11 protein-coding genes and 1 pseudogene are annotated in these 12877 nt (G+C 72.2%); 8 read left to right on the top strand and 4 right to left on the bottom strand.

What is annotated here, in order from left to right; all coding sequences use genetic code 11:
* Window positions 1-85 precede the first annotated feature (85 nt).
* From ACH4RC_RS10835 to ACH4RC_RS10815, 5 genes are all read left to right on the top strand, one after another.
* On the top strand, window positions 86-499 hold the full coding sequence (locus ACH4RC_RS10835; protein ID WP_398198100.1) for a VOC family protein: 414 nt from the start codon (window positions 86-88) through the stop codon (window positions 497-499).
* Between the two features lie 143 nt (window positions 500-642).
* Window positions 643-1050: a hypothetical protein gene (locus tag ACH4RC_RS10830; protein WP_398198098.1), complete on the top strand. Its 408-nt coding sequence runs from the start codon at window positions 643-645 to the stop codon at window positions 1048-1050.
* Window positions 1051-1055: 5 nt separating this feature from the next.
* Window positions 1056-1652 (top strand): thiol-disulfide oxidoreductase DCC family protein, encoded by a 597-nt coding sequence (locus tag ACH4RC_RS10825; RefSeq protein ID WP_398199151.1) that lies wholly within the window; start codon window positions 1056-1058, stop codon window positions 1650-1652.
* 4 nt (window positions 1653-1656) lie between these two features.
* A complete protein-coding gene (locus ACH4RC_RS10820) occupies window positions 1657-2370 on the top strand; it encodes a TetR family transcriptional regulator (protein WP_398199149.1) in 714 nt (237 codons plus the stop codon).
* Window positions 2371-2437: 67 nt separating this feature from the next.
* Window positions 2438-3712, top strand: a complete 1275-nt coding sequence (locus ACH4RC_RS10815) for a D-alanyl-D-alanine carboxypeptidase family protein (RefSeq protein WP_398198096.1) — start codon at window positions 2438-2440, stop codon at window positions 3710-3712.
* A 93-nt stretch (window positions 3713-3805) separates the two neighbouring features.
* On the opposite strand, the gene ACH4RC_RS10810 is transcribed toward ACH4RC_RS10815, so the two are convergent.
* Window positions 3806-6301, bottom strand: coding sequence for an MMPL family transporter (locus tag ACH4RC_RS10810; RefSeq protein ID WP_398199147.1), 2496 nt, complete (start codon window positions 6299-6301; stop codon window positions 3806-3808).
* 563 nt (window positions 6302-6864) lie between these two features.
* Here ACH4RC_RS10810 and ACH4RC_RS10805 point away from each other — a divergent pair.
* Together ACH4RC_RS10805 and ACH4RC_RS10800 are read left to right on the top strand one after the other, a co-directional pair.
* On the top strand, window positions 6865-7542 hold the full coding sequence (locus ACH4RC_RS10805) for a response regulator transcription factor (protein WP_398198093.1): 678 nt from the start codon (window positions 6865-6867) through the stop codon (window positions 7540-7542).
* Window positions 7539-8968 (top strand): annotated as a pseudogene (locus ACH4RC_RS10800) (ATP-binding protein); the annotation flags it as partial. The gene ACH4RC_RS10805 and the pseudogene ACH4RC_RS10800, both read left to right, overlap by 4 nt.
* Before the next feature lie 155 nt (window positions 8969-9123).
* Here ACH4RC_RS10800 and ACH4RC_RS10795 read toward each other — a convergent pair.
* From ACH4RC_RS10795 to ACH4RC_RS10785, 3 genes are all read right to left on the bottom strand, one after another.
* A complete protein-coding gene (locus ACH4RC_RS10795; RefSeq protein WP_398198091.1) occupies window positions 9124-9522 on the bottom strand; it encodes an ATP-binding protein in 399 nt (132 codons plus the stop codon).
* Between the two features lie 137 nt (window positions 9523-9659).
* The gene (locus tag ACH4RC_RS10790) at window positions 9660-10985 is read right to left on the bottom strand and encodes a metallophosphoesterase (protein ID WP_398198089.1); all 1326 of its coding nucleotides are present in this window, start codon (window positions 10983-10985) and stop codon (window positions 9660-9662) included.
* 54 nt (window positions 10986-11039) lie between these two features.
* On the bottom strand, window positions 11040-11288 hold the full coding sequence (locus ACH4RC_RS10785; protein WP_398198087.1) for an SCO4848 family membrane protein: 249 nt from the start codon (window positions 11286-11288) through the stop codon (window positions 11040-11042).
* Here ACH4RC_RS10785 and ACH4RC_RS10780 point away from each other — a divergent pair.
* Window positions 11227-12744: a D-alanyl-D-alanine carboxypeptidase gene (locus ACH4RC_RS10780; RefSeq protein WP_398198085.1), complete on the top strand. Its 1518-nt coding sequence runs from the start codon at window positions 11227-11229 to the stop codon at window positions 12742-12744. The two genes, ACH4RC_RS10785 and ACH4RC_RS10780, sit on opposite strands and share 62 nt — an antisense overlap.
* The last annotated feature ends 133 nt before the right edge of the window (window positions 12745-12877 follow it).

Genomic DNA, 12877 nt, shown 5'->3' with positions numbered 1-12877 from the left:
CAGTGGCGTGTCCGCCACGAGTCCGCCACGGATTCCGGACACCGGATACACGCCCGCCTGCCCGATTCAGGGCTAATCTGACGTTATGTCATACGCCACGCCATCCCCGTCGGCCGTCCTCGGCTTCGACAACGCCCTGCTCCCCGTCGGCGACCTGGCCGAGGCCGCCGCCTTCTACGAGCGTGCCGGGTTCCCCGTGAAGTTCCGTCTCGACGAGGCCGGCATCGCGGTGCTCGGCGCCGGCAAGGAGACGCCGGGGCTGCTGCTGCGCGTCGAGGAGGGCTTCACGCACCGGCCGCCGCCATGGCCCGCGACGCGGCTCTGGCTGGAGGTGCCGGACGCCCGCGCCACGGCCCGCTCCCTGGCCGAGGCGGGCATCACGCCGCTCGACCCGCCCTTCTCCACGTCCACCGGGTACGTCGTCGAGATCGCGGATCCCTGGGGCAACGTCATCGGGTTCACGGACTACCTCAAACGCCCCGAGCTGGCACGTAATTGACGATTCCACCGCGCCCCGACCGAGACCCCCGTCACGCCCCGCCACTCCCGCTTGAACGTGTTCAAAAACAGGTCTACTGTCACTCCTGTCAGCGTTTTTGAACGCGCTCAAGGCAGTCCGAGGCAGTTCAAGGAGGGTGGGGCATGGACCTCACAGTGGTCGCCTACGTCGTGTACCTCGTCATCAGCATCGGTCTGACCGTCTGGGTGGCGCGCACGCTGAGCCGTAACGGCAGGGTCTTCCTCGCCGACGTGCTGCACGGCAACGAGAAGCTGGCCGACGCCGTCAACCACCTCCTCGTGGTCGGCTTCTATCTGGTCAACCTCGGCTTCGTCGCCCTCTACCTGAGCGACGACGGGACCATCCAGAACGCCCGCGGCGTCTTCGAGGCGCTGTCGACCAAGCTCGGCGTGGTGCTCCTCGTCCTCGGCGTGATGCACCTGGGCAACGTCTATGTCCTCAACAAGATCCGGCGGCGCGGCGTCATGGAGCGCGAACAGCTGCCGCCGGTCCCGCCGCAGGGATGGGCCGCTCCGGTGGCCGGGGCGTGACAGCGGTGGGAACCCCGGGGGGAGCCACGGGGGAGACGGACCGGAGCGCCCGGGGGGACGCTCCGGTCCGCCGGCTGACCGTGCTCTACGACGCCGGATGCCCGCTGTGCACGTTCGCGCGCGGCTGGCTGGCCCGGCAACGGCAACTGGTACCGCTGGACTTCGTGCCCGCGGGGTCCGACGAGGCGCGCGGCCGCTTCCCGGGCATCGACCACGCGGCGACGCTCAGCGACATCACCGTCATCGGCGACGGCGGGCAGATCTACCGCGGCCCCGCCGCCTGGGTCGTCTGCATGTGGGCGCTGCGCGAGCACCGGGCCACCGCCCACCGCATGGCGACGCCCGCCGGGATGAAGGTCGCCAAGCAGGTGGTGCTCGGCGCCGCCAAGTACCGCGAGACGCATCAGTGGCGGCAGGCCGGGGGCGGGGCGTACCGGCGCGCGGACGGCTGGGTGTACGACGCGAAGGACGGCTGGTACTACGTGCGGCCCGGAGCGGTCAGTGCGAGTCGCGGGGCGGTCAGTGCGAGTCGCGGGGCGGTCAGTGCGAGTCGCGGGGCGGGGCGCGCGGCCTGTGACACCGGTTGCCGCGTCGCCGATTAGGCTTCTGGGCGTGGCTACAGACAAGTCGGAGGCCAAGGGCGCCAAGAGTGAGCAGACGCGGGCGCTGATCCTGGAGACCGCGATGCGGCTCTTCCGGGAGCGCGGCTACGACAAGACGACGATGCGGGCCATCGCCCAGGAGGCCGGCGTCTCCGTCGGCAACGCGTACTACTACTTCGCCGGCAAGGAACACCTCATCCAGGGGTTCTACGACCAGATCGCCGCCGAGCACCGGGCGGCGGTCCGGTCCGTCCTGGACAACGAGACCGACCTCCAGGCGCGGCTCGCCGGGGTCCTCCGGGTGTGGCTGGAGATCGCGGAGCCGTACCACGAGTTCGCGGCCCAGTTCTTCAAGAACGCGGCCGACCCGGACTCGCCGCTCAGCCCGTTCTCGGCGGAGTCTGAGGGGGCGCGGGAGGCGTCGATCGCGGTGCACCGGGAGGTTCTCGCCGGGTCCAGGTCGAAGGTGGCGAAGGAGCTCGCGGTGATCCTGCCCGAGCTGATGTGGCTGTCCCAGATGGGGCTCGTCCTCTACTGGGTCTTCGACAGTTCGCCGGGCCGCGAGCGCAGCCGGCGCCTCGCCGAGCGGGGCGCGAGGCTCACGGCACGGGGCGTGGCGCTCGCCCGCTTCCGGGTCCTGCGCCCGCTCGTCCTGGAGGTGCACGAACTGTTCATCGACTTCCTGCCGGGGATGACGCGGACGGCGCCGGAGGCGTAGGCGCGGGCGGGCCCGGCCCGTGGGCCCCTCTGTCCTTTACCCGGGCTTGGGCCGGTACCGTCGCGGAATGCCCGGCACCACCCCTCCCCCACAGTCCTCGCGAACCGCCTCGCGCATCAGCCGCCGCAACGCCCTCGGCATGGGCCTCGGCACGGCGGCCGCGCTCGCTCTGCCCACCGCTCAGGGCGCGTACGCCGCTCAGGGCGCGTACGCCGCTCAGGGCGCGTACGCCGCTCAGGGCGCGTACGCCGCTCAGGGCGCGTACGCCGCGACCTCGGTCATCGGGGGTGAGCGGCTGGCCGCCTCCGGTGTGCAGGTGCGGCTCGGCGCGGGCGCCCCGAAACTGCCGAGACTCGCCGCGAAGGCGTGGCTGGTCGCCGACAGCGACAGCGGCCACGTCCTCGCCTCCTACGGCGCCCACCGCGTCCTGCCGCCCGCCTCGACGCTGAAGATGCTGTTCGCGGACACGGTCCTGCCGGAGTTCGAGCACGGCATGAAGTACAAGGTGACGGCGGAGGATCTGGCCGACATCCCGGCGGGGTCCAGCCTCGTCGGCATCCAGGCCGGAACCACGTACACCGTCCACCAGTTGTGGCAGGGCGTCTTCCTGCGCTCCGGGAACGACGCCGTGCACGTGCTCGCCTCGATGTACGGCGGCGTCGACAAGGCGGTCGCGGCGATGCAGACCCGCGCGCGGGATCTCCAGGCCCTCGACACGCACGTGGTCAGCCCGGACGGCTTCGACCATCCGGGCCAGGTCTCGTCCGCGTACGACCTGACGCTCTTCGCCCGCGCCGGGCTGCGGAACGCGGACTTCCGCGGCTACTGCGCCACGAAGGTCGCCGACTTCCCGGCGGGCGGCGGCAAGACGTTCCAGATCCAGAACACCGACCGCCTCCTCACCGGGCAGGGCATCGCCGCGTACGAGGGCCTCATCGGCGTCAAGAACGGCTACACCTCGCACGCGGGCAACACCTTCACCGGCGCGGCGACCCGCGACGGCCGTACGCTCCTGGTCACCGTCATGCACCCGAAGGCCGGGTACGAGGCGGTCTACGCGGAGACGGCCGCGCTCCTCGACTGGGGCTTCGCGGCGGGCGGCAAGGTGAGCGCGGTCGGCGAGCTGGTGACGCCGCTGAGCGAGCGCCCGAAGTCCTCCGGGTCCTCCGCGTCCCCGGTGCCCGGCGCCCCCGGCGCCGCCTCCGCGACGCCGCCCGCCGAGACCACACAGGGCTGGGCGCTGGGCGGCTCGGCTGCGATCGCGGCGCTGGCGGGTGGCGGGTTGTTCGCGTTGCGGCGACGGGGGCAGCAGCGGCCCACCGGCCGCCGCAGGAAGGCGTGACCGCACTGGCACCAGACGGCCCCGTCCGTGGCCCCGTGACCCCGTAGCCTCGTAGCCTCGTAGCCTCGTAGCCTCGTAGCCTCGTAGCCCGCGTCAGCGTACGGCGCCGGCGCGCGGGTCCGCGTCCGTCGACACCTCCACGTCGTACACCAGGGGCTCGTCGCCGACCGTGACGCGCCGTTCGAGCGAGTCGGCGTTCCGGTCGGGCGCGGTCACCCTGAGGACGTACGTGTCCGGGGCCGGGGCCGCCACGATGTAGGAGCCGTCGGCCAGGGACTCGACGCGGTCGAGCGGGCGGCCGTCCGTTGCGGCCAGGGTGACCGCGGCCCCGGCGAGCGGGTCGCCGTCCGGGGTGCGCAGGAAGCCGTGGACGACGGTGGCCCCGGGCGGCTTCTCGGCTGTCAGCGGATGGGGTGCCGGTGCTTGTGTCGGTGCCAATGCCCGGGCCGGTGTCGGTGCCGGTGCCGGTGTCTCGCGGGGTTCCACCGCGAGATGGGGCAGGCGCCGGTCGAGGCCGCGCGGCAGCCACCAGTTGGCCCGGCCGAGCAGGAACATCGCCGCCGGCACCAGCGCCGTACGCAGGATGAACGCGTCCAGGGCGACCGCCGCCGCGAGCCCGATGCCGGCCATCGCGCCCTCCATGTCGCCGCTGAGGACGAACGCGGAGAAGACGCAGACCATGATCAACGCGGCGCAGTTGATGACGCGGCTGGTCTCGGCGAGGCCGACCCGTACGGCCCGCGCGTTGTCCTTCGTATGCACCCATTCCTCATGCATCCGGCTGACCAGGAACACCTGGTAGTCCATGGAGAGGCCGAAGAGCAGCGACAACATGATGACCGGGAGGAAGGCCGTGATGGGCCCCTCCTTGCCGAGACCGAGGGCCTCCGCGCCCCAGCCCCACTGGAAGACCGCGACGAGCACGCCGAACGAGGCCGCCGCCGCGATCAGATTCATCAGCGCCGCCGTCAGCGGGACCACCAGCGAGCGGAACGCGACGAGCAGCAGCAGGAATCCGAGCGCGATGATCGTGCCGATGAAGTACGGCAGCCGGTCGCCGGTCACCGCCGCGAAGTCCTTGAAGACCGCGGTCACACCGCCGACATGGGCCTCCACCCCGGCCGCCGGAATCACCTCCTCGCGCAGCCGGTCGATCAGCTCGTCCGTCTCGACGGACTGCGGTGAGGTCGTCGGTACGACCTGGACGACCGAGACGCCGTGCGCGGGCGGCGCCGCCGCGACCTGCGCGACCCCCTCGGTCGTACGGATCCGGGCGACCAGGCCCGACGCGTCGGCGCCGTCCGCCATGACAACCTGCAGCGGCCCGTTGAAGCCGGGTCCGAAGCCCTCCGCGAGGAGGTCGTAGGCCTGCCGGGTCGTGGTCGAGGTCTTGTGGTTGCCCTGGTCGGTGGCGCCCAGGCGCAGCGAGAGCACCGGGATCGCGAGGACCAGCATGACGACGAGCGCCGCCGCGCCGATCGTCCTCGGCCGCTTCTGCACGTACGCCGCCCAGCGCGCCGCGAGCCCGATCGGCTCGGCCGGCTCCGGTCCCTGCGCGGCGAGGCGACGGCGCCTGCGGCGGCTGAGCACGCGCGGGCCGAGAACGCCGAGCAGCGCGGGCAGCAGCGTGATCGCGGCGAGGACCGAGAGCACGACCGTGAGGGAGGTGGCGATGACGACGCCGTCGAGGAAGCGCAGGTTCATCACCAGCATCCCGGCGAGCGCGACGCAGACGGTGCCGCCCGCGAACAGTACGGCCCGGCCGGAGGTGTTGAGCGCCTGGACCGCCGACTCCTCGGGGGCGAGGCCGCGTTCGATGCCCTTGCGGTGGCGGGTGACGATGAACAGGGCGTAGTCGATGCCGACGCCGAGCCCGATCAGCGAGCCGAGCAGCGGGGCGACCTCGGGGACGTCCGTGACGTGGCTGATCAGCGCCGTCGACATCAGGCCCGTGCCCACGCCCATCACCGCGACGACGATCGGCAGCGCCATCGCGAACAGCGAGCCGAACGCCAGGAAGAGCACGACCGCGGCCGCCGCGACGCCGACCGCCTCGGACAGGCCCTGCGGCGGCTCCTGGGTCCGGGTGATGGCCTGACCGCCCAGTTCGACCTGCAGCCCGCCCTGTTCGGCCGCTCGCGCACGGTCGACGACGTCCTGCACGAGGTCCTTCGGCACCTCGTTGGCCTGCTGGGTGAAGGTGATCTGGGCGTAGGCGATGGTGCCGCCGTCCTCCCTGCTGATCTGTGCCGCCGCGCCCGGTCCCGTCCCGTACGGGCTGGTGACCTCGCCGACGCCCTTCATCGCGGCGATGTCCTCCAGCGCGGGCTCGATCCGGTCCCGTACCGCCCGGTCCCGTACGGAGCCCCCGTCGTCGGGGGTCTTCCAGACGATCGTGTCCGTGTCGCCCGCGCGCTCCGGGAACGCCTTCGTCATCTCGTCGTACGCCGTCTTGGAGTCGGTGTTCGGGAGGGAGAAGACGTTCGCGTAGTCGGTGCCCGCCGCCGTGCCCGTGGCCCCGAGGCCGAACAGCGCCCCCAGCCAGAGCAGCAGGACCACGAGGCGGTGCCTGTAGCACCACCGTGCCAATGCCGTCACGTTGCTCGCTCCTTGTCGATGCGTCCGCGTCCCCCGAGGCATGGACCTGTGCGGACCTCAGCATCCGCCGACGGCCCGCCGTCCGCCGTGGCGCGGCCATGACTCTCAAGGAACTCCAAGGAGCGCGGGGCCCTGCCGGGGCGGGGCGCGCGGATACTTGGGGTATGAGTGCCGATGACAGGGACGGTGCGAGGGGTTGTGCCGGGGGCGATTCCGCGACCAGGGACGAGCGCCTGGGGACGAAGCCGGCTGAGCGCGCGGGCTCCGCGCCGGGGGGCGGGGCCGGGGTCAGGGCCGGGTCTGGGGTCGGGGTCGGGGTCGGGGCTGAGCATGCGGGTTCCGCGCCGGAGGCCGGGGCAGGGATCGAGGCCGAGGCCGGTTCCGCAACCGGGGCCGGTTCCACGACCTGGGCCGGGGTCGGGGCTGAGCATGCGGGCTCCGCGCCGGAGGCCGGTTCCACGACCGGGGCCGGGGCCGGGGCCGGGACCGGGGCCGGGACCGGGGCCGGGGCCGGGGCCGGGACCAGGGCCGGGGTCGGGGCCGGTTCCGCGACCGTGCTCGTCGTCGAGGATGAGCCGAGCATCGCCGACGTCCTGACCATCGCGCTGCGCTACCACCGCTTCGAGGTGATGGCGGCCGGCACCGTACGCCAGGCCCTCGCCCTCGCCGAACGGACCCGGCCGGACGCCGCGCTCCTCGACATCATGCTGCCGGACGGCGACGGCCGCGCCCTGGGCCGGGAGCTGCGCGCCCGCCGCCCCGAACTGGCCCTGGTCTTCCTCACCGCCCGGGACGCGCCCGCCGAGGTCGTCGGCGCGCTCGGCTTCGGCGACGACTACATCACCAAGCCGTTCAACATCGACGAGGTCGTCGCCCGCCTCCACGCCGTCCTGCGCCGCACCCGCCCGGCGGACGTCCTGCCGCAGCGGCCCCCGCTCACCTACGGCGACCTCGAACTGGACGACGTGACGTACACCGTCCACCGCGACGGCCGCGCCGTCCGCCTGACCCCGACCGAGTACGCGCTCCTCCGCTTCCTCGTGCGCAACGGTGGCCGGATCGTGCCCAAGGAACAGCTCCTGCGCCACGTATGGCAGTTCGAGCACGCGGCAACAGCGGAGTCCACGGTCGTCGAGACGTACATCAGCTACCTGCGCCGCAAGCTCGACGCGCTGGGCCCGCCGTTGATCACGACCCGGCGCGGCGTGGGGTACGGGCTGGCGACGCTGTGAGGCACCCCCGCCGGTGGACGCGTTCGCTGCGCGCCAAGCTGACCTTGGCCAACGTGGTGCTGCTCGCCCTCGGTATCGTCGCCGCCACCGCCGTCAGCCTGATGGGCATGCGCCACTACCTTCTCGACAACGTCGACCAGGAGCTGCGCGCCTCCCGCACCTCGATCCAGCGGACCGGGATCACCCTCAAACAGGTCCAGGCCCTCAGCCAGCTGGGCATCGCGCTGGACAAGATGTCACCGGGCACCACCGGCCCGGCGGGCTCTCTCCCCCGGTCCGAGTCGGTGTTCGTCGCGGTGGACAAGGACGGCGAACCGGTCCCCGTCGGCGCCCTCCGTCCGACCGGCCGCCAGCGCGAACTGGCCGCCGCCGTCGACGACCCCGCCGCCCTCGCGCGCGACACCGGCATCCGCGACCTGCACCTCGGCGGCGACCCGTACCGCCTGGTCGGCGCCCATCTCGCCGACGACACCACCATCCTGATGGCGACCTCCACCGGCGCCGTGCAGTCCGCCGTCCACAAGGCGCTGCGCCTCGATCTCGCGCTCGGCGCCGCGCTGTTGCTGCTCCTCGCGGTGGCCACGCTGCTCGGCACGCGGCGCCGCCTGCGCCCCCTGGAGGACATGGTGGAGACGGCCTCAGCCATCGCCGAGGGCGACCTGACCCGGCGCGTGCCCTCGCGCCGCGCGCCCGTCCAGGAGACCGAACAACTCCGCATCGCCCTCAACTCGATGCTGCACCAGGTCGAATCGGCCTTCGACACGCGCGAACGCAGCGCCGCCCAGCTCCGCCGCTTCGTCGCCGACGCCTCGCACGAACTGCGTACGCCGCTCTCCGCGGCTACCTCCAGCTCTACGACAAGGGGATGCTCCGCGACCCCGAGGAGCGCGCCCGCGCCTGGCGACGGGTCAACGCCGAGGCCGACCGCATGCAGCGTCTCGTCGACGAGCTCCTCACCCTGGCCCGCCTCGACCAGCGGCCCGAACTCCGTCTGCGCAACGTCGACCTGAGCCGCCTCGCCCGGGACGCCGCCGACGACCTGCGGGTGCAGCAGCCCGAACGCCCGGTGACCGTCGCCGCCGAAGGGGCGGTACTCGTCCGCGCCGACGAGCCTGGGCTGCGCCAGGTCCTGGGCAACCTCCTCACCAACGTACGGGTGCACACGCCGGTCCGTACTCCCGTCTCGGTGTCCGTGACACGGGCGCCGGCCGATTCCGGGGCGGTACGCCTCGTCGTCGCGGACGAGGGCCCGGGGCTCGCACCGGAGGACGCGGCGCGCGTCTTCGACCGGTTCTTCCGGGCCGGGGGCGCCGCGGGGAGCGGACTCGGTCTGGCCATCGTGCAGGGGGTGGTGGAGGCGCACGGCGGGAAGGTCGCGGTGCGTACGAGCCCGGGGGCGGGGCTCAGCGTGACGGTGACGCTGCCGGGGGCGGGGCCGGGAACGGGCACGAGCACGGACACGAGCACGAGCACGAGCACGGGCACGGGGACGGGGACGGGGACGGGCACGGGCACGGATGCGCGGCCCGGAGCGGAAGGTGCGGAGAGGGCGGGGGCAGGGCCCGGCTCCGTGGAGCAGGGTCAGGAACGCACCAGCGCCCAGACCGTCTTGCCGTAACGGCCCCGATGCCACACACCCCACGCCTCGGCGAGCGCGTCGACCAGGTGCAGGCCGCGACCGCTCTCGTCGTCGGGGGAGCGCGGCGGCCGCATCTCGGGATCGGCCGTGGACTCGTCGGACACCTCGATGAAGCACGAGCCGTCCGCGAGCACGGTCACCGCGATCTCGAACTCCCGCTCGCGCGCGGGCCCGTGCCGGATCGCGTTGGTCGCCAGCTCGGAGACGAGCAGTATCGCGGCGTCGAGCGCGTCGGCCGGTTCCGTGTGGCCCCAGACAGCGAGATGATCGCGCACGCGCAGCCGCGCCACCCCCACCGAGGCCGGGTGTCGGGGCAGTCTGAACGCACTGCGCCGCAACACACGTAGCCACCTCCTCCACTAGTGAACACAGGTTCGACACATAATGCAGCGTGAAGGCAACTGTGTGTGTCACTGCGCTCACTTTCCCCACACCACTATTCGGACAGTTTGCCGACGTGCAGGAGGAATGCGCGTTCTCAGGCCTGTTTTGAGGCGAGTTCGACGACCGTGATGTCGGACGGCGCCCCCACCCGGACGGGCGGTCCCCACGCGCCCGCGCCGCGGCTGACGTAGAGCTGGGTGTCGCCGTACCGTTCAAGACCGGCGAGCGTCGGATTGGCCGCGTCGGCGACGAGGTTGCCCGGCCACAGCTGACCGCCGTGCGTGTGCCCTGACAACTGCAGATCGACGCCGTGTCGCACCGCTTCGTCGATCATCACCGGCTGGTGCGCGAGCAGCACCGCGGCGCGGGATCTGTCCCGGTCACCGAGCGCCTTCGCGTAGTCGGGCCCGTCGTCGTGGTTCTCGCCGCTGATGTCGTTGACCCCGGCGAGGTCGAAGGCGCCCATCTCGACCCGGGCGTTCTCCAACGGGCGCAACCCGATCTCCCGCACATGCGCCACCCACGGCTCGGCACCGGAGAAGTACTCGTGGTTGCCCGTGACGAAGAAGGTGCCGTGCCGCGCGCGCAGCCCGGCGAGCGGGGCGACCGCGGGGGCGAGGTCCTCGACGCTCCCGTCGACCAGGTCCCCGACGACCGCGATCAGATCCGGCTGCGTGGAGTTGATGGTGTGCACGACCCGCTCGGCGAACCCCCGCCCGAGCACGGGCCCGAGGTGGACGTCGCTGACCACCGCGATCCTGAACCCGTGCGCCGAGCGCGGCAGCCTGGCCAACGGCACGGTGACCCGCTTCACCTTCGGCCCCCGCAGCACGCCGTACGCCCCATTGCCCACGACGCCGACGGCCGCGACGGTGGCCACGGCCCCGACGGAACGAGCGAGCACCAGCCGCCGGGTCGGGGCGCGTGGGACGGTCGGAGCGGGGGCGGTCGGAGCGGGGGCGGTCGGAGCGGGGGCGGTGTGGTCGGCGCTCTCAGGGGCGGAGGCCAGGGTTACAGGGTCGGCGGCAGCGGGGTCGGCGGCAGCGGGCCCGGCGGCAGCGGGGTCGGCAGTAATGGACGCAAGCTCCGCTGAAGGAACCTCGGGCACGAACACGCGCCGCAGCAACGGTCGCACCACCTCCCCCACCAGCAGGCCAAGCAGCAAGTAGAGCGCGAAGGCCAACCAGAGGAACCCCGGCCACGCCAGAATCCGCTGCAACAGGAACGGCGCCCCGGCCCGCTCCGCGATCAACGCCGCGAACATCAGCACCGGCCCGGCGACGAACACCACCGTGCCCAGCCGCCTCGGCCATCCGGGCCCCGCGGTCGTGTCCCGCACGAGCCGCCGCCACGCGTAGTAGTGCAGCCCGGCGAAGGCCGCGAGCACCACAAGGCCGACCAGCACAAAGACAACGACCATGACCCCGCCCACCCGCTTCGCTCGTTATTGCCGATAAGTCCGTGCTGTGGCCCGCTAGGTCGCCGAGGTGCGCCGCAGAGCGCGCACTCCACGGAACCCGATACCTCCGACCACCGTCCCCAAGACAAAGGAGACGACGGCGAGCGTCAGATGCACGAAGAAGTACGCCGTCGGGTCACCGGCGTCGTCGAAGGCGAGGCCGCTGCCGTCCTTCCACAGGTTCTTGACGAAAGTGATCCAGATGATCCAGCTCCACACCCCGAAGGCGAGCAGGAACCAGGAGACGGGACGGCTGAGCTTCATACGTTCAGTATCGTCAGCCGCCGTCGCACACCGCCGCCGGGGTGGGGCCGGAGAGACACAGAACACCTCGGCGAAGACTTACGGGCCGGGTACATGTACGTTTCCGACCGTGCCTGCCTCCCATGCGTCGTACTCGTCATACTCGTCGGACACGTCATATGTGCCGCACGTGTCGGACGCGTCGAACTCGCCGTACCCACCGCGCTCTCCGTACTCGTCGCGCTCCAGGCTGCTGGCGGCTTCCGCGGCCCTGCTGACGGTCTCCGCGCTGTCCCTGACAGCCGCGCTGCCCGCGTCCGCCGCGGACAGCCCGGACAGCAAGCCGACGGAAAGCGCCTCGGGCAAGGCCGGTCCCCCGGCCGACATGTCGACCATCGGCGGCGCGCAGCTCGGCAAGTCGGGCACCCAGGTGAACCTCGGATCCGGCGCCCCCGTCCTCCCGAAGGACCTGACCGCCAAGTCCTGGATCGTCACGGACGCCGAATCCGGCGAGGTGCTCGCCTCACACAACGCGCACTGGCAGCTGCCCCCCGCAAGCACCCTCAAAATGCTCTTCGCGGACACGCTCCTCCCCAAGTTCCCCAAGACCACGACACACAAGGTCATCCCCTCCGACCTGGACGGTATGGGCGAGGGCTCCAGCCTCGTCGGCGTCAAGGAGAACTTCACCTACACCGTCCACGACCTGTGGCTCGGCGTCTTCCTGCGCTCCGGCAACGACGCCGTGCACGTCCTCTCCGCGATGAACGGCGGCGTCTCCCAGACCGTCGAGGACATGCAGACCCACGCCGACGAGCTCCAGGCCAACGACACCCACGTCATCAGCCCCGACGGCTACGACGCCCCCCGCCAGTACTCCTCCGCCTACGACCTCACCCTCTTCGCCCGCTCCGGCCTGCAGAAGGCGGACTTCCGCGAGTACGCCGCCACGGCCACCGCCAAGTTCCCCGAGGCGCAGAAGAAGGGGAAGACGACCAGCCGCTTCGAGATCCAGAACACCAACCGCCTCCTCACCGGCGACGTGGGCCTCGACGCCTACAAGGGCATCGCCGGCGTCAAGAACGGCAACACCACCAACGCCGGCGCCACCTTCACCGGCGTCGCCGAACGCAACAACAAGGTCCTCCTCGTCACCGTCATGCACCCCGACGCGAAGGAGAGCCACGCGGTCTACAAGGAGACCGCCCGCCTCCTCGACTGGGGTTTCCAGGCCGACGGCAAGGTCACCCCCGTCGGCACCCTCGTCCCCCCGAAGAGCGCCGCCTCCCCCAGCGCCTCCGCCGGCTCCCAGGGCGACGCGGGACCCACCAAGCCGGCCACCCGCGCCGCGGTCTCCGCCTCCCGCTCCAGCGGCATCGGCATCGCCCTGGCCATCACCGCCGGCGCCCTCCTCGTCCTGGCCGCCGCAGCCTTCACAGTCCGCAAGAAGTGGCCCACCCGCACGTCTAAGCCGTAACTCCCCCCTCCCCTCAACCCCGCCGAGCCGCTCCCCTCGCCCACTAGCTCCGCCCTGCCCCGACGGGGCGGATCGGCCTACTGGGGCAAGGCTGCCGGACGGGGCTGTCCCGGCTTGGCGAGCCTCCTGTCGT

Origin of the sequence: Streptomyces sp. NPDC016845 (assembly GCF_044332585.1) — a bacterium.
GTDB lineage: Bacteria > Actinomycetota > Actinomycetes > Streptomycetales > Streptomycetaceae > Streptomyces.
This window is presented reverse-complemented; position numbering and strand designations above follow the sequence as displayed.